This is a genomic window from Pseudarthrobacter sp. SORGH_AS 212, from assembly GCF_030818145.1.
Classification (GTDB): Bacteria; Actinomycetota; Actinomycetes; order Actinomycetales; family Micrococcaceae; genus Arthrobacter.
In genome coordinates this window covers 136,054-153,369 of record NZ_JAUTAA010000001.1, presented here as the reverse complement: position 1 = coordinate 153,369, position 17,316 = coordinate 136,054, and the positions used below count along the sequence as shown (strand labels likewise).

The 17,316-nt window shown below is 67.0% G+C and carries 15 protein-coding genes; 14 read left to right on the top strand and 1 reads right to left on the bottom strand.

Annotated features, from left to right (window positions below):
• Positions 1–28 precede the first annotated feature (28 nt).
• The 4 genes from ribH (at position 29) to hisF (ending at position 2,665) form a co-directional block, all read left to right on the top strand.
• A complete protein-coding gene (gene ribH / locus QE394_RS00670) occupies positions 29–514 on the top strand; it encodes a 6,7-dimethyl-8-ribityllumazine synthase (protein WP_349033505.1) in 486 nt (161 codons plus the stop codon).
• A 122-nt stretch (positions 515–636) separates the two neighbouring features.
• Positions 637–900, top strand: a complete 264-nt coding sequence (locus QE394_RS00665; RefSeq protein ID WP_015936881.1) for a phosphoribosyl-ATP diphosphatase — start codon at positions 637–639, stop codon at positions 898–900.
• Positions 901–989: 89 nt separating this feature from the next.
• Complete coding sequence (hisG, locus tag QE394_RS00660; RefSeq protein ID WP_056084590.1) at positions 990–1,844, top strand: ATP phosphoribosyltransferase; 855 nt, start codon at positions 990–992, stop codon at positions 1,842–1,844.
• Positions 1,845–1,888: 44 nt separating this feature from the next.
• Positions 1,889–2,665: an imidazole glycerol phosphate synthase subunit HisF gene (hisF, locus tag QE394_RS00655; protein WP_056084586.1), complete on the top strand. Its 777-nt coding sequence runs from the start codon at positions 1,889–1,891 to the stop codon at positions 2,663–2,665.
• An 82-nt stretch (positions 2,666–2,747) separates the two neighbouring features.
• Here the strand turns inward: hisF and QE394_RS00650 are convergent, their stop codons facing one another.
• Positions 2,748–3,392 carry a TIGR03085 family metal-binding protein gene (locus tag QE394_RS00650; RefSeq protein WP_056084825.1) on the bottom strand — a complete coding sequence of 215 codons (645 nt, stop codon included), beginning with the start codon at positions 3,390–3,392 and terminating at the stop codon, positions 2,748–2,750.
• Between the two features lie 111 nt (positions 3,393–3,503).
• Here QE394_RS00650 and hisI point away from each other — a divergent pair, with 111 nt between their 5' ends.
• The 10 genes from hisI (at position 3,504) to QE394_RS00600 (ending at position 17,315) form a co-directional block, all read left to right on the top strand.
• Positions 3,504–3,989 (top strand): phosphoribosyl-AMP cyclohydrolase, encoded by a 486-nt coding sequence (hisI, locus tag QE394_RS00645; protein ID WP_349033504.1) that lies wholly within the window; start codon positions 3,504–3,506, stop codon positions 3,987–3,989.
• A 106-nt stretch (positions 3,990–4,095) separates the two neighbouring features.
• Positions 4,096–5,655, top strand: coding sequence for an anthranilate synthase component I (locus tag QE394_RS00640; protein ID WP_349033503.1), 1,560 nt, complete (start codon positions 4,096–4,098; stop codon positions 5,653–5,655).
• Positions 5,655–6,284, top strand: a complete 630-nt coding sequence (locus tag QE394_RS00635) for a Trp biosynthesis-associated membrane protein (RefSeq protein WP_349033502.1) — start codon at positions 5,655–5,657, stop codon at positions 6,282–6,284. The genes QE394_RS00640 and QE394_RS00635 overlap by 1 nt, the downstream gene beginning before the upstream one ends.
• A gap of 107 nt (positions 6,285–6,391) precedes the next feature.
• Complete coding sequence (locus QE394_RS00630; protein ID WP_015936888.1) at positions 6,392–6,679, top strand: HGxxPAAW family protein; 288 nt, start codon at positions 6,392–6,394, stop codon at positions 6,677–6,679.
• Positions 6,679–7,500, top strand: a complete 822-nt coding sequence (gene trpC, locus QE394_RS00625; RefSeq protein ID WP_056084576.1) for an indole-3-glycerol phosphate synthase TrpC — start codon at positions 6,679–6,681, stop codon at positions 7,498–7,500. The genes QE394_RS00630 and trpC overlap by 1 nt, the downstream gene beginning before the upstream one ends.
• A gap of 123 nt (positions 7,501–7,623) precedes the next feature.
• Positions 7,624–8,952, top strand: coding sequence for a tryptophan synthase subunit beta (gene trpB, locus QE394_RS00620; protein ID WP_261620519.1), 1,329 nt, complete (start codon positions 7,624–7,626; stop codon positions 8,950–8,952).
• Positions 8,949–9,794 carry a tryptophan synthase subunit alpha gene (trpA, locus tag QE394_RS00615; protein ID WP_349033501.1) on the top strand — a complete coding sequence of 282 codons (846 nt, stop codon included), beginning with the start codon at positions 8,949–8,951 and terminating at the stop codon, positions 9,792–9,794. Before trpB ends, trpA begins: the two co-directional genes overlap by 4 nt.
• A gap of 3 nt (positions 9,795–9,797) precedes the next feature.
• Positions 9,798–10,988, top strand: a complete 1,191-nt coding sequence (gene lgt, locus QE394_RS00610) for a prolipoprotein diacylglyceryl transferase (protein WP_349033500.1) — start codon at positions 9,798–9,800, stop codon at positions 10,986–10,988.
• Positions 10,989–11,251: 263 nt separating this feature from the next.
• Positions 11,252–15,865, top strand: coding sequence for a glutamate synthase large subunit (gltB, locus tag QE394_RS00605; RefSeq protein ID WP_261620516.1), 4,614 nt, complete (start codon positions 11,252–11,254; stop codon positions 15,863–15,865).
• A complete protein-coding gene (locus QE394_RS00600; protein ID WP_091719669.1) occupies positions 15,858–17,315 on the top strand; it encodes a glutamate synthase subunit beta in 1,458 nt (485 codons plus the stop codon). Before gltB ends, QE394_RS00600 begins: the two co-directional genes overlap by 8 nt.
• The last annotated feature ends 1 nt before the right edge of the window (position 17,316 follow it).

The window sequence follows — 17,316 nt, the reverse complement described above, 5'->3', positions numbered from 1 at the left end:
CACCAGACTGAACGGACACCTCGCACCCATGAGTGGACACGGCGCCCCCGACATCGACCTCACCACCCTCAACCCGGCGGAAACGTCGCAGCTCCGGCTTGCTATCGTTGCGGCCAGCTGGCACACCCAGATTATGGACGGCCTCCTGGACGGCGCCCTGCGCGCGGCCAAGGACGCGGGCATCAACGAACCCACTGTCATCCGCGTACCCGGCAGCTTTGAGCTGCCGGTAGCGGCAGCACGCCTGGCCCCGCACTACGACGCAGTGGTGGCGCTCGGCGTCGTCATTCGTGGCGGAACCCCGCACTTCGAGTACGTCTGCCAGGCCGCGACGTCGGGACTCACCGACGTCAGTGTCCGCACCGGGGTGCCGGTGGGCTTCGGCGTGCTCACCTGCGACACGGAACAGCAGGGGCTGGACCGCGCCGGACTGCCCGGCTCCAAGGAAGACAAGGGGCATGAGGCAGTTACCGCGGCGCTGGCAACCGCAGTCGTCCTCAAGCAGTACACGTAGCCGCCTGAGAGCAGGCAACGTCGAAGTCCAAGGGCGGGCGCGGTGTGTATTCGCTCACATCGCGTCCGTCATGGAACGGCCCGGGAAGCGCCCGCCGCGCCGCAGCAAGTAGGCTGGAGGGCGTGAAGAATTTCGAGACGCTGTTCGCTGAGCTTAGCGAGAAGGCAGCCACCCGCCCGGAAGGCTCCCGCACCGTCGCTGAATTGGACTCCGGTGTGCACGGCATCGGTAAGAAAGTCGTTGAGGAAGCAGCCGAAGTCTGGATGGCTGCCGAATATGAATCCGATGAAGCCGCGGCCGAGGAAATTTCCCAGCTGCTGTACCACCTGCAGGTTCTGATGCTCGCCAAAGGCCTGACCCTGGAAGACGTCTACAAGCATCTGTAGCCACCGGCCCGGCGCGCACTCTGCCGCTGGTCCAGCCGTGGCCTGCACTGCCTGAACCACCAGACATTCCATCCAGAAAGAACACCCCAATGCTGCGAGTTGCCGTCCCCAACAAGGGATCCCTGTCCGAAGCCGCTTCGGCGATGCTGTCCGAGGCGGGCTACCGTCAGCGCCGCGACAGCCGTGAGCTGGTCATGGTTGACCCGGACAACGACATCGAGTTCTTCTTCCTCCGCCCGCGCGACATCGCCGTGTACGTGGGCCGGGGAACCCTCGACGTCGGCATTACCGGCCGCGATCTCCTGCTGGACGCCGAGGTGGAAGCCGAGGAACTGCTGCCGTTGGGGTTCGCAGCCTCCACTTTCCGGTTCGCCGGACCCGTGGGCGATTTTGCCTCCGCCGAGGAACTTGACGGCAAGCGCCTTGCCACCAGCTATGACGGCCTTCTCCGTGGCTACCTCGCCGAACGCGGCATCAACGCCAAGGTGGTCCGCCTTGACGGTGCTGTTGAGTCCTCAGTCCGCCTGGGTGTCGCCGACGCCATCGCGGACGTCGTGGAAACGGGTAACACCCTCAAGGCCGCCGGCATGGAAATCTTTGGCGACCCCATCCTCAAGTCCGAGGCTGTCCTGATCCGCCGTACCGGTGGAGGCGCCAACGGAACCGCCAAGGAAGTCGACGTCCTCATCCGCCGCCTCCAGGGTGTCCTGGTGGCCCGCCAGTACGTCCTCATGGATTACGACATCCGCAAGGAACTGGTGGAAAAAGCGGCTGCCCTGACCCCCGGCCTGGAATCGCCCACCGTGTCACCGCTGCGCGACTCCGACTGGGTTGCCGTCCGGTCCATGGTGCCGAAGAAGGAAACCAACCGCATCATGGACGAACTGTATGATCTCGGTGCCCGTGCCATCCTGGTCAGCAGCATCCACGCCTGCCGCATTTAGCGCCGGAAACCCCCACAGCACCGCTGATTTCTCCAGGAGTACCCATGGCAGTAGCAGTCCGCGTCATTCCCTGCCTTGATGTTGACGCCGGCCGCGTCGTCAAGGGCGTCAACTTCGAGGGCCTCCGCGACGCCGGCGATCCCGTTGAGCTGGCCCACCGCTACGACAAAGCCGGGGCCGACGAACTGACGTTCCTCGACGTCACGGCATCCTCAGGAAACCGCGAGACCACCTTTGACGTGGTCCGCCGCACCGCCGAGGAAGTCTTCATCCCGCTGTGCGTCGGCGGTGGCGTCCGCGGCGTGGCCGAGGTGGACAAGCTCCTGCGGTTCGGCGCGGACAAGGCAGCCATCAACACCGCCGCCGTCGCCCGCCCGGACGTCATCGACGAGATCACCCGGCACTTCGGTTCCCAGGTCCTCGTCCTGTCCGTGGACGCCCGCCGGACCCGTCCCGGATCCAAGCCCACGGCCTCGGGCTTCGAAGTGACCACCCACGGCGGGCGGACCGGGACCGGGATCGACGCGATCGAATGGGCGAAGGAGGCGGCCGACCGCGGGGTAGGCGAAATCCTCCTGAACTCCATCGACGCGGACGGGACCAAGGACGGCTTTGACCTTGAAATGATCCGCATGGTCCGCGCCGCCGTCAAGGTGCCGCTGATCGCATCGGGCGGCGCAGGGGAGCCCGCCCACTTCCCGCCCGCTGTGGCTGCGGGGGCTGACGCTGTCCTTGCAGCCTCAATCTTCCACTGGGGCCCGAATGACATGATGCACCAGGTCAAAGACGCCATCAGGAACGCCGGCTTCGAGGTCCGCTAAAGCATGTCCCTACTCAACTGAGTAGCACTAAATGCTGTTTTGAGGGCTCAAAACGACATTTAGTGCTACTCAGTTGTGTAGGTTAAAGGCCGACTTCGGCTGACTGGAGGAGCGCGACGGCGTCCGGCTGGCCTTCGAAGGTGACCAGGGCGTGGCGGGTGCGGCCGTGGGCGTGCATCAGCAGTTCGCCCGGCTCGCCAACGATGGCCACCGATACCGGTGCGCGCTTGGCCACGTGGCGGGGCCCGGACGGGCGGACCAGCACGATGCCCAGATCCACGCCGCGGTACAGGATGGCTGCGCGCTTGACGAGTTCATCCCAGAGCGCATCCGAGTAGGCCTCGTCGAGGGCGCGGGGCGCCCATCGGTCGACGGCCCGGCGGACATCCTCGGTGTGCACGAAGTACTCGATCAGGTTGGCACTCTCATCCAGGGCCCTGATACTCATCGGCGAAAGCGCCGGGGGCCCGGCGCGGAAGGTGTTGACCAAGCCGGCGTAGTCCTCGGTGTTGGTCAGCTTCTCAGCCAGTTTCGCGGTGGCCTGGTCCGAGGCCTTGGCCAGCCGCTTGATGATCAGGCCAAGCCCCACCGCAGCCTTCCGCTCGCGCAGGTAAAGGTGCGCGGCGAGGTCCCTGGTGCGCCACCCCTTGCAGAGCGTGGGCGCGTCAGGGCCGGCCGCAAGCAAGGTTTCGGCCAGGACTTCTCGGGACGGTTCGACGAAATGCATCACTTGGAAAACTAGCATGAGAGGCCCGAAGTTGGGCAGCACGGCCCCTGCGGCTGGCGTGCCGTTGTTCACATCGGGTCCGGCAGTGGCCAAGGCACTAGACTTGACCTGATGTCTGAGCAGCCTGCCCCCGCACAAACCACCGCCCAAACCACCGGTGCCGCCCTGCCCGGCGCTGCCTTGCCCGGCGCTGCCTTGCCCGGCGCTGCCGGGGGCGCTCCGGAAAGCTATGCACCGGCCAGCCCCCTTCCCGCGGCGCTTGCCGCCGCGCTGAAGCGTGACAACGCAGGCCTGGTGGCCGCCGTCGTGCAGCAGTACGACACCAACGAGGTCCTCATGCTCGGCTGGATGGATGACGAGGCGCTGCACAGGACCATGACCACCGGCCGGGTCACCTTCTACTCCCGGTCCCGCCAGGAGTACTGGCGCAAGGGCGACACGTCCGGCCACGTCCAGTGGGTCAAGTCCGTAGCCATGGATTGCGACGGCGACGCCCTGTTGGTGCGGGTGGACCAGGTGGGTGCCGCCTGCCACACCGGCACCAGGACCTGCTTCGACGGCAGGGACCTGGACGTGGTGACCGCGGCCGCCGGCTGAGCCCCGCACCGCAGGCCCACCCGGCAGAAGGGGAGTCCGGCTCCCCGCAGAACTTCAGGCGCCCGGCGCAGCCGGCCCTTCTAAGAACAGGCGGAATAGCATAGCCATGCAGGACCTTGGAACCATCAGCCCCAGCCTTGAGGAATTCCGGGAGCTGGCCGGCCACAGCCGGGTCATTCCGGTACGACTGAAGGTGCTCGCGGACGCCGAAACCCCCATCGGCCTGTACCGCAAGCTCGCACAGGGCCAGCCCGGCACGTTCCTCATGGAGTCCGCTGCCGTGGGCGGCACGTGGTCCCGCTACTCCTTCATCGGTGCCAAATCACGTGCCACCCTCACCACCAAGGACGGCCAGGCGCACTGGCTGGGCGAACCGCCGGCGGGCGTACCCGTGGACGGCAGCCCCGTGGACGCCATCCGGGACACCATCGATGCCCTCCGTACGGACCGGTTCGACGGCCTGCCGCCGTTCACTTCCGGGCTGGTGGGCTTCCTCGGCTGGGAAACCGTGCGGCACTGGGAGCGGCTGGTAAGCCCGCCCGAAGACGACCTCCACCTGCCGGAGATGGCGCTCAACCTGGTCACCGACATGGCCGTTCACGACAACGTGGACGGTACGGTGCTGCTGATCGCCAACGCCATCAATTTCGATAACAGCACCGAGCGCGTGGACGAGGCCTGGCACGATGCCGTGGCACGGGTCAAGGCGCTCCTGGCCAGAGTCAGCACCCCCGTGGTGCAGCCGGTCTCCGTCCTTGCCCCCGCCGCCCTGGACTTTGCCTCCAGTGTCCAGGAACGCTGGGATGAAAACGACTACCTGGCCGCTCTTGACCGCGGCAAGGAAGCGATCGTCGACGGCGAAGTGTTCCAGGTGGTCATCTCGCGCCGGTTCGAAATGGAGTGCAAGGCCTCCGCGCTGGATGTGTACCGCGTGCTGCGGAACACCAACCCCAGCCCGTACATGTATATCTTCAGCCTCGAAGACGCCGATGGCCGGGAGTACTCCATCGTGGGCTCCTCACCCGAAGCCCTGGTGACGGTCACCGGTGAAGAGGTCATCACGCACCCCATCGCCGGATCCCGGCCCCGCGGGAAGACGGTGGAGGCTGACAAGGCCCTGGCGGAGGAACTGCTCGCGGACCAGAAGGAACGCGCCGAGCACCTCATGCTGGTTGACCTCTCGCGCAACGACCTCTCCAAGGTCTGCGTTGCCGGAACCGTTGACGTCACCCAGTTCATGGAAGTGGAGCGCTTCAGCCACATCATGCACCTGGTGTCCACCGTGGTGGGACAGCTGTCCCCGGACGCAAAAGCCTACGACGTCCTGAAGGCCACGTTCCCGGCCGGCACGCTTTCCGGCGCCCCCAAGCCGCGGGCGCTGCGCCTGCTCGACGAGCTGGAACCGCACCGCCGCGGCATCTACGGCGGTGTGGTGGGCTACCTGGACTTCGCCGGGGACATGGACATGGCCATCGCCATCCGCTCCGCCCTGGTGAGGGAAGGCCGGGCCTATGTGCAGGCCGGCGGCGGCATCGTGGCTGACTCCGTGAACCCCACCGAAGCACTCGAGACCGTTAACAAGGCGGCCGCGCCGCTGCGGGCAGTGCACACCGCCGGTTCCCTTCACGACATCACCGCAGACTCCCTGCCCGGCGGCGATTCCTGATGCCTGACCCAAGCCCCGCACCGAGCGGCGCAGTGAAAACCCGGACGGCAGCTCCGGCGTGGGCGCGGAAGTCCAGTGTGGTGCTGCTCATCGCTGTCCTGGCCCTGGCCGTCTTCGGCACCACCACCCAGACCTGGATGACCGTCACCCTCGACCCCAGCCAGGCCGGCGCCGGCCAGGAACCGTTGCAGGTCCAAGGCAGCAAGGCTGCCACCGCGGTGACGGCCCTTGCCCTGGTGGCTTTGGCAGGCGGGCTCGCCGCATCCATCGCCGGCAGGATCGCCCGCTGGATTATCGCCGCCATCATCGTCCTGGCCTCGGCCGGCATCGTCGCTGCGGCGGGGACCGTCCTGGCCGACCCGCTGGCGGCGTCCCAGGGATCCATCGGCGCGGCCACGGGCGTCACCGGCACCCAGGCCCAGGTGGCGGTCACCGCTTTCCCTGTGCTCGCCGTCGTGGCCGGTTGCCTGCTTGCCCTGGGCGGACTGCTGATCCTGCCCGCGTCCCGCCACTGGGCCGCACGGACCAAATATGACGCCCGCGCCATGGCCGGAACTGCGGCGGCCAGCGGCCCCGTGGATGAGATCGACAGCTGGGACAGGCTCTCGCGCGGGGACGACCCCACCTGATCCGGCAGATAGCCACCGGTACAGGCCCGCAGGGCAGCGGGCCGGTTCCGGATCACCGGCCAAAAAATGGCAGAATGTAAGCAGTATCCACCCTGAGGAGATTTTCCATGAGCAAAGCACCTGCGTCCGTTTCCAAGTCCGGCACCCGCCAGGTAGCCCCGGGCGCCATTGACCACAGCCAGGAACTGGGCCACGGCAACAGCCCCGCCGCATGGACCTGCGTCATCGTCATGCTCGTCGGTGCACTCATCATGTCCATCGCCTTCGTCATCGCCAACACCCCCATCTTCATCGCAGGTGGCGTCGTCATGGTGGTGGGCCTGCTCCTCGGTTACGTCATGCGCAAGGCAGGTTACGGCGTCGAGGGCAGCAAGCTCAAGAACTCCGGCCACTGATGGCAACTGTTCTCGACGACATCAACGCAGGTGTCCGGGAGGATATGGAGGCCAGGAAGCGGCTCGTTTCCCTGGCTGAACTGAAGGACCTCGCGCAGGCTGCCGCGCCCGCCCGTGACGCCTGGACGGCACTGGGCGGACCCTCACCCTCGCGCGACCAGCTCAAGGTCATCGCCGAAATCAAGCGGCGGAGCCCCTCCAAGGGGGACCTCGCCAGCATCGGCGATCCCGCATCCCTCGCACGGCAGTACGCCGACGGCGGTGCCGCCGTCATCAGTGTCCTCACCGAACAGCGCCGCTTCAACGGCTCCCTCGCCGACCTCGACGCCGTCCGCGCCGCCGTCGACATCCCGCTGCTGCGCAAGGACTTCACCCTGGATGAGTACCAGATCTGGGAAGCCCGGGCGCACGGTGCGGACCTGATCCTGCTGATCGTCGCAGCGCTGTCCGACGCCCAACTGGCCGACTTCAGCGCGCTCAGCCACGAGCTCGGCATGAACGTCCTCGTGGAAACGCACACGGAAGAGGAAATCGACCGCGCCGCCGCGGCGAACGCCCGCATCATCGGCGTCAACGTGCGCAACCTGAAGACGCTCGACGTCGACCGGTCCGTGTTTGCCTCCCTTGCGGGCCGGATTCCGGCCGGCGCAGTGGTGGTGGCCGAGTCCGGAGTCCGCGATGTGGACGATGTCACGCACTATGCCGCCAGCGGCGCCGACGCCATCCTGGTGGGCGAGGCCCTGGTCAGCCACTCCACGCCGTTGGAGCGCATCGCGGAGTTCACCGCCGCAGGTGCCGCCGCCATAGCGGCCCGGGGCTGACCGGCACACGCCTGCCGGCAGGCCGCGAGGCTGCTGATGCCAGTCCATTGGCGCGGTACAACAGTCCGGGCGGCCCCGCCCGGACCCATACTTTGATCGAACTACTGGAACAGGACGGGACTGATGGCCCACGCACCCTCAGGCAACGCTGACAACAATGCCACGGACGCCTTCCTGCAGGGCGGTTCCCTGCGCCACGCCCCGGGGCCGTACTTCGGCAGCTTCGGCGGGCGCTGGATGCCCGAATCCCTCATCGCCGCCCTGGACGAGCTCGAGGAAACCTTCGACAAGGCCAGGAACGATCCCGATTTCCGGGCCCAGATCGCAGACCTGAACAAGAATTACTCCGGCCGGCCGTCACTGCTCACCGAGGCGAAGCGCTTCTCAGAGCACGCCGGGGGAGTCCGCGTCTTCCTCAAGCGCGAGGACCTGAACCACACCGGTTCGCACAAGATCAACAACGTCCTGGGGCAGGCCCTGCTGGCCAAGCGGATGGGCAAGACCCGCATCATCGCCGAGACCGGCGCGGGGCAGCACGGCGTTGCCAGCGCGACGGCCGCCGCGCTGCTGGGACTCGAGTGCGTCGTGTACATGGGCGCCGAGGACTGCCGCCGCCAGGCCCTCAACGTGGCCCGCATGGAGCTGCTCGGCGCAACGGTCATCCCCGTCACCAGCGGCTCGCAGACCCTGAAGGACGCCATCAACGATGCCCTCCGCGACTGGGTGGCCAACGTGGCAAACACCCACTACCTGCTGGGCACCGCCGCGGGCGCCCACCCGTTCCCCGCCATGGTCCGCTACTTCCACGAAGTCATCGGCGAGGAAGCCCGCGCCCAGATCCTTGAGCAGACCGGCCGCCTTCCGGACGCCGTGTGCGCCTGCATCGGCGGCGGTTCCAACGCCATCGGTATTTTCCACGGCTTCCTGGACGACCCGTCCGTCAGGATCTACGGCTTCGAAGCAGGCGGCGACGGCGTCGAAACGGGACGGCACGCCGCCACCATCACGCTCGGCAAGCCGGGCGTTCTGCACGGCGCCCGCTCCTACCTCATGCAGGACGATGACGGCCAGACCATCGAGTCCCACTCCATCTCCGCCGGCCTGGACTACCCCGGCGTCGGACCGGAACACTCCTACCTGTCCGACATTGGCCGGGTCAGCTACGAGCCCATCACCGACAGTGAAGCGATGGAGGCGTTCCGCATCCTGTGCCGCACCGAGGGCATCATCCCCGCCATCGAGTCGGCGCACGCCCTGGCCGGCGGCATCAAGGTCGGCCAGCGGCTCGCCGCCGAAGCGGCTGACGGGGGCGAAACCGCCGCGGACAAGATCATCATCATCAATCTCTCCGGACGCGGTGACAAGGACGTGGCCACCGCGGCTGAATGGTTCGACCTGTTGGACAAGGATTCCGCCGAATCGGAAATCGGCAAAGAAGGGGAACAGCTGTGAGCAGCGCACAGGCGGCCGGTAAGGCACAGACCATCAGTAAGTCCGCAGCAGCCATCGACAAGGCCCGTGCCGAAGGCCGCGCCGCACTGATCGGCTACCTCCCGGCGGGGTACCCCACCGTGGAGCAGACCATTGCCGCCGGCATTGCGCTGGCCGAGAACGGCGCCGACCTGATCGAGATCGGCATCCCGTACTCGGACCCCGTGATGGACGGCCAGGTTATCCAGGCCGCCACCACCGAGGCCCTGGCCAGCGGCTTCCACGTGCGGCAGGTCTTCGACGTCGTGGAAGGCATCACCAGCAAGACCGAAGCCGCCGTCCTGGTCATGACCTACTGGAACCCCGTGGTCCGGATGGGCGTGGACGAATTCTCCCGTCGCCTCGCCGAGGCCGGGGGAGCAGGGCTCATCACCCCGGACCTGATCCCGGACGAGGCCGCCGAATGGTTTGAAGCGTCCGACAAGTACGGCCTGGACCGGGTGTTCCTGGTCGCGCCGTCGTCCACCGCCGAGCGCATGCAGCGCACCGTCGACGCCAGCCGCGGCTTCGTCTACGCCGTATCCATCATGGGCGTCACCGGCGCACGGACCTCCGTGAGCTCCGCCGCCAAGGACGTTGTGTCCGCCGCCCACGCCGCCGGCGCCGAGCGCGTCTGCGTGGGTCTCGGCGTGTCCACCGCCGGCCAGGTCCGCGAGATCGCCGCGTACGCCGAAGGCGTCATCGTGGGAACCGCGCTGGTGGCAGCCGTCCGCGACGGCGGTGTTGACGCCGTCGCGGCACTCACCAAAGACCTGAGCACGGGCCTGGCGCGGGAAACCGGCCACGCCGGGGAAGAAGCCTAGGGGATGCAGACCCTCCTCGCCGCCGCTGAACTGGCGCCCACCCTGGTTCCCGCCAGCATCCCCAGCCCTGGCTGGTCCGGATTCGATATCCCCCTGCCCTGGGGTTCCCTCCGCATCCACGCGTATGCCCTGTGCATCCTGGCCGGCATCATCGCGGGCCTCTGGCTCACATCCGTCCGCTGGGCCAAGCGCGGAGCCCCGGAAGGCAGCGTCTGGGACGTCGTCATCTGGGCCATTCCGTTCGGCATCATCGGCGGCCGGCTCTACCACGTGTTCTCATCGCCGGATGCCTACTTCGGCCCGGGTTTCGACGGCACCGGCGACCTGTCGCTGATTCCGCAGATCCAGCGCGGCGGACTGGGAATCTGGGGTGCCGTGGTGCTCGGAGTCATCGGTGCCTGGATCGGCTGCCGGCGCAGCGGCGTCAAGCTCTCCGCCTTCCTGGACGCCGCAGCACCGGGACTGCTGCTGGCCCAGGCCCTGGGCCGGTGGGGCAACTGGTTCAACCAGGAACTCTTCGGCGGTCCCACCACCCTGCCCTGGGGACTGCAGATCGACGCGGACAACGCGAACTTCCCCGCCGGAGTCCCGGCGGACACCCTGTTCCACCCGACTTTCCTGTACGAATCGCTGTGGAACATTGCCGGCGTCGTGATCCTGCTCGCCCTGGACCGCCGCTTCAACTTCCGCCGCAGCCGGCTCTTCTGGCTCTACGCGATGTACTACACGCTGGGGCGTGTGTGGATTGAGGCCATGCGCATTGACGACGCGGAGCAGGTTTCACTGTTCGGGATCACCACGCGGCTGAACGTCTGGACCAGCATCCTGGTCTTCGTCGTGGCGTTGGCGGCCTTCATCCTGCTGGGCCTGAAGAAGAGCACGGAGCCGGACACGGTGTATCTGCCGGGCCGCAAGCCCGCTGACGGGGCGGTGGAAAAGCCCGCGGACGCGGAGGCGACGGGAGACGTCACACGGACGAATGATCAGGTCCGTGATGCGGACTCTGTTGTCTCAGATAGTGAATCGCGTGATAATCTCCCTGATAACCAAAGCGGTTCCAGGCCTGCTTCCGTCCCCGCGGAAAAGGCCCAGGCAGCACCGGCCGGCGGCAAGCCAGGCACGGACGCAGCGGCTTCCGGACACTCCGGCAGCACAGCCACCGGAACGGCACCGGAAGCCGGCAGCAGCAAGTAGGGCGCCGGCCAAGGCAGGGCAGCAGAGCCACCGCTCGAAGGGCCCGAAACCACAATGTCGTGGCATGGGGCCGAACTTGGACAGCATAGAGCTGCCGTCCGGTGAAGCCCTGGGCAGGGGCCTGCGTAACCGTTAGTTCAGCAGGCCGGGCTGACCTACAATTTCCAGTAAATAACACTTTGTTGTGCCCATCACAGTGGCGCCGACGAGTGGGGCCAACGGTGTCCCTTCCATACGCACGATCAGGAGGAAGGACGTCTCCCATGACCCAAACTCTTCACACTCCCAGCTGGTCCGAACCGGACCAGCCCGAGGCCGCCATGTCGCCGTTTAAGCGCTTCGCGTCCCTGCCGGAGGCCGCCGGGCTGTACAACCCGGAGCAGGAGAAGGATGCCTGCGGTCTTGCGATTATCGCCACCCTCCGCGGCGAGCCCGGATATGACATCGTCGATGCCGCCCTGACGGCGCTGCGCAACCTCGAGCACCGCGGCGCTGTAGGCGCCGACGAGGGCACCGGTGACGGCGCGGGCCTGCTGATGCAGATCCCGGACGAGTTCTTCCGGGCCGTCACCGAATTCGAACTGCCGGCACCCGGCCAGTACGTCGCCGGCACCGCTTTCCTTCCGGCTGAACAGCGCGAGGCCGACGCCGCCAAGGCCGGTATCGAGGGCCTGGCCGCTGACGAAGGCCTCACCGTCCTCGGCTGGCGCGAAGTGCCAGTGGTCGCCGACCTCGTCGGAGCCATGGCCCGTGCCTGCATGCCGTACTTCTCCCAACCGTTCTTCGCCTCCGCCACCGGCGAGGCCCTGGAGCGCAACGAGCTCGATTCCCGTGCCTGGCGGATCCGCAAGCGCGCCCAGAACAAGTTCGGCGTCTACTTCCCGTCGCTGTCTTCCCGGACCATCGTCTACAAGGGCATGCTCACCACAGCGCAGCTGGAGCCGTTTTACCCGGACCTCTCGGACAAGCGCTTCAAGACCAAGCTGGCGATCGTCCACTCGCGGTTCTCCACGAACACGTTCCCGTCATGGCCGCTGGCACAGCCTTTCCGGACCATCGCCCACAACGGCGAGATCAACACCGTCAAGGGCAACCGCAACTGGATGCGCGCCCGGCAGTCACAGCTGGCCAACCCGCTGCTGGGTGACTCGCCGGAAGAGCTGTACCCCATCTGCACCCCCGGCGCCTCCGACTCCGCGTCCTTTGACGAGGTGGCCGAGCTGCTGTGGCTTTCGGGCCGCCCCATCACGCACTCGATCATGATGATGATCCCTGAGGCCTGGGAAAACCACGCCACCATGGATCCGGCCCGCCGTGCGTTCTACGAGTACCACTCCCTGCTGATGGAACCGTGGGACGGCCCGGCTGCAGTGTCGTTCACGGACGGCAACCTGGTGGGTGCCACGCTGGACCGCAACGGCCTGCGCCCCGGCCGTTTCTGGATCACCGAAGACGGCCTGATCGTCTTTGCCTCCGAGGTGGGCGTCATCGACGTCGAGCCTTCCCGCGTGGTCAAGAAGGGCCGTGTATCCCCGGGCAAGATGTTCCTGGTGGATACCGACGCCGGCCGCATCATCGACGACGAAGAGGTCAAGGCCGAGGTCGCCGCCGCCAACCCGTGGGCTGAGTGGGTCAAGGACAACCTGATCGACCTCAACGAACTGCCCGAGCGCGAGCACGTGGTGCACACGGCCGCATCCGTGAACATCCGCCAGCGGACCTTCGGCTACACCACCGAGGAACTGAAGATCCTGCTGGGCCCGATGGCCCGCACCGGTGCCGAGCCGCTCGGCGCCATGGGTTCCGACACCCCGGTGGCCGTGCTGTCCAAGCGCCCGCGCCTGCTGTTCGACTACTTCGTCCAGTCGTTCGCGCAGGTCACCAACCCGCCGCTGGACGCTATCCGCGAAGAACTGGTTACGTCGCTGACCTGCGCGATCGGCCCCAACGGCAACCTGCTGGACACCAAGCAGGTCCGCCAGCCCCAGGTCCAGTTGCCGTTCCCGGTGATCAACAACGACCAGCTCGCCAAGATCGCCAACATCGAAAGCCCCGACGGCGACCGCTTATCCATGAAGGTCCGGGGCCTCTACCGACCCGAAGGCGGCGAGAACGCGCTCCGCGCCCGCCTCACCGAAATCTGCGAGCAGGTTTCCGGTGCGATCAACCGCGGCGTGCAGTACATCGTGCTGTCCGACCGTGACTCCAACGCCCAGTGGGCGCCCATCCCGTCGCTGCTGCTGGTCAGCGCAGTGCACCACCACCTGCTTCGCAGCGCCAACCGCACCAAGACCGCACTGGTGGTCGAGGCCGGCGACGTCCGCGAGACGCACCACGTTGCAGTCCTGATCGGCTACGGCGCCTCCGCCGTGAACCCGTACCTGGCCATGGAATCCGTGGAGCAGCTCATCGCCGCCGGTGACGTCACCGGCGTGACCCCGCAGGACGGCGTCTACAACCTGATCAAGGGCCTCGGCAAGGGCGTCCTCAAGATCATGTCCAAGATGGGCATCTCCACCGTGGCCTCCTACACCGGTGCGCAGACGTTCGAGGCGCTCGGCCTCGGCCAGGACCTGGTGGACGAATTCTTCGCCGGCACCCACTCCCAGCTCGGCGGCGTCGGCCTCGACGTCATCGCAGCCGAAGTTTCCGCGCGGCACCAGATGGCCTACCCCGAGGGCGGCATCGAGCAGCCGCACCGCCCGCTGCTGGGTGGTGGCGAATACCAGTGGCGCCGCGACGGCGAACCGCACCTGTTCAACCCGGAGACGGTTTTCCGGCTGCAGCACGCCACGCGTGAACGCCGCTACGACATCTTCAAGGCCTACACCAAGGGCGTGGACGACCAGTCCACCAACCTGATGACACTGCGCGGACTGCTCAAGTTCAAGGACGGGCGCCCCGCCGTTCCGCTCGAGGAAGTGGAGCCTGTCTCCAGCATCGTCAAGCGGTTCTCCACCGGAGCCATGAGCTACGGCTCCATCTCCAAGGAAGCGCACGAGACCCTGGCCATCGCCATGAACCGGCTGGGCGGCAAGTCCAACACCGGCGAAGGCGGCGAGGACGTGGACCGCCTGCTCGATCCGGAGCGCCGCTCCGCCGTCAAGCAGATCGCCTCCGGACGGTTCGGCGTGACCAGCCTCTACCTGACCAACGCCGACGACATTCAGATCAAGATGGCCCAGGGTGCCAAGCCCGGCGAAGGCGGCCAGCTGATGGCGCAGAAGGTCTACCCCTGGGTAGCCCGGACCCGTCACTCAACCCCCGGCGTGGGACTCATCTCGCCGCCCCCGCACCACGACATCTACTCGATCGAGGACCTCGCGCAGCTCATCTACGATGCCAAGCGTGCCAACCCCTCGGCCCGTGTGCACGTGAAGCTCGTCTCGGAAGTCGGGATCGGCACCGTCGCGTCCGGCGTGACCAAGGCGAAGGCCGACGTCGTACTCGTCTCCGGACACGACGGCGGCACCGGCGCCTCGCCGCTGAACTCGCTGAAGCATGCGGGTGTCCCTTGGGAACTCGGCCTGGCCGAAACCCAGCAGACCCTGATGCTCAACGGCCTGCGCGACCGCGTGGTGGTGCAGGTGGACGGCCAGCTCAAGACCGGCCGCGACGTTGTCATCGCTGCGCTGCTCGGCGGTGAGGAGTTCGGTTTCGCTACTGCTCCGCTGGTGGTGGAAGGCTGCATCATGATGCGCGTCTGCCACCTGGACACCTGCCCGGTGGGCGTTGCCACCCAGAACCCCGAGCTGCGGGCCCGCTTCAGCGGCAAGCCCGAGTTTGTGGTCAACTTCTTCGAGTTCCTGGCCGAGGAAGTCCGCGAGATCCTGGCCGAGCTCGGTTTCCGGAGCCTTGAAGAGGCCATCGGACACGCCGAGGTGTTGGACACCCGCGAAGCCATCGACCACTGGAAGGCCGAGGGCCTGGACCTGGATCCGATCCTGCACGGCCTCGAGTTCGACGACGACGCGCCGCTGCGCAACATGACCGGCCAGAACCACGAGCTGGACAAGCACTTCGACCAGCGCCTGATCACCATGGCCACCGAAGCGCTGACGGACCGCAGCCCGGTAAAGATCACCGTGGACGTCATCAACACCGACCGGTCGGTGGGCACGATGCTGGGCCACACCGTCACCAAGGCGTTCGGCACCGATGTGCTGGCCACGGACACGATCGACATCACCCTGAACGGCACCGCCGGCCAGTCGCTGGGCGCCTTCCTGCCGGCAGGCATCACGCTGCGGCTCTTCGGCGATTCCAACGACTACGTGGGCAAGGGCCTCTCCGGCGGCCGGATCATCGTCCGCCCGGACCGTACCAACGTGTTCAAGGCAGAGACCAACGTCATTGCCGGCAACGTCATCGGCTACGGTGCCACCAGTGGTGAGATGTTCCTGCGCGGCCAGGTGGGCGAACGCTTCCTGGTCCGCAACTCCGGTGCCACCGCCGTCGTCGAAGGCATTGGCGATCACGGCTGCGAGTACATGACCGGCGGCCAGACGCTGATCCTGGGCCGCACGGGACGCAACTTCGGTGCCGGCATGTCCGGCGGAACCGCGTACGTCCTTGACCTGCGGACCACCCGCGTCAACAAGCAGGCCCTTGAGTCCGGCGAGCTGCAGCTGCGCGAGCTGGACGCCGAGGACCGCGACATCGTCCACGGGCTGCTGGTGAAGCACATCGAGGAAACCGACTCGCAGCTGGCCGCGCGCCTGCTGGAGAACTTCGATGACACCGTTGCCCGCATTACCAAGGTGCTGCCGCGCGACTACGCGGCCGTACTGCAAACCCGTCTTGACGCCATCGAAGAGGGCCTTGACCCCGACGGCGAAGAAGTTTGGTCTCGAATCCTGGAGGTGACCGGTGGCTGACCCACGCGGATTTCTGAAAGTACGCCAGCGTGAAACCCAGCCGCGCCGTCCCGTTCCCGTCCGCATCATGGACTGGAAAGAGGTCTACGAGGCCCAGGAGAAGGGCACGCTGAAGGCCCAAGCGGGCCGCTGCATGGACTGCGGCGTTCCGTTCTGCCACCAGGGCTGCCCCCTGGGCAACCTCATTCCTGAATGGAACGACCTCACGTGGCGGGACAAGGGCGAGGAAGCCATCGAGCGCCTGCACGCCACGAACAACTTCCCGGAGTGGACGGGCCGTCTCTGCCCTGCACCCTGCGAGGCGTCCTGCGTGCTGGGCATCAACCAGCCTGCCGTGACTATCAAGCAGGTTGAAGTCTCCATCATCGATGAGGCCTTCGACAACGGCTGGGTCAACCCGCTGCCGCCGCACCGGCTCACCGGCAAGACGGTGGCTGTCGTCGGTTCCGGCCCTGCCGGGCTGGCCGCTGCCCAGCAGCTAACCCGCGTCGGGCACACCGTCGCCGTCTACGAACGGGACGACAAAATCGGCGGCCTGCTGCGCTACGGCATCCCCGACTTCAAGATGGAAAAAGAGCAGGTGGACCGCCGGCTCGAGCAGATGAAGGCCGAAGGCACCCGCTTCCGCACCGGCGTCGCTGTTGGTACCGACGTCACCTGGGAACAGCTGCGCCGCCGGTATGACGCAGTGGTCATCGCCACCGGCGCCACCGTGCCGCGCGACCTGCCCATCCCGGGCCGCGACCTGGACGGCGTGCACTTCGCCATGGATTACCTGGTTCCGGCCAACCGCGCAGTGGCGGGGGAGTCCATCGAGAACCAGATCCATGCGCAGGGCAAGCATGTGGTGATCCTGGGCGGCGGCGACACCGGTGCGGACTGCCTCGGCACCGCGCACCGCCACGGCGCTGCGTCCGTGACCACGCTGGCCATCGGCAAGCAGCCGCCGGCGGAGCGTGCCGGCCACCAGCCGTGGCCCACGTTTCCCACCCTGTTCGAGGTTGCCAGCGCCCACGAAGAGGGCGGCGAGCGTACCTACCTTGCCTCCACCATCGGGTTCGTTGGCGAAAACGGAAAGCTGACCGGCGTCAAGGTTGCCGAAACCGAGTTTGTTGACGGCAAGCGGCTGCCCAAGGCAGGCACCGAGCGGGTTATCCCCGCCGACCTGGTGTTCCTGTCGCTGGGCTTCACCGGTGCCGAGCCTGCAAACATCACCGAACAGGTAAAGGCCGAATTTGACGGCCGCGGCAACGTCTCCCGCGACGGCTACTACATGACCAACACCGAGGGCGTCTTCGTTGCCGGCGACGCCGGCCGTGGCCAGTCCCTGATCGTCTGGGCGATCGCGGAAGGCCGCGCCGCCGCCGCGGCAGTGGACAAGTACCTGATGGGCAGCACCATCCTGCCGGCGCCGGTTGCGCCGACGGACCGCGCCATCGCCGTCCTCTAGC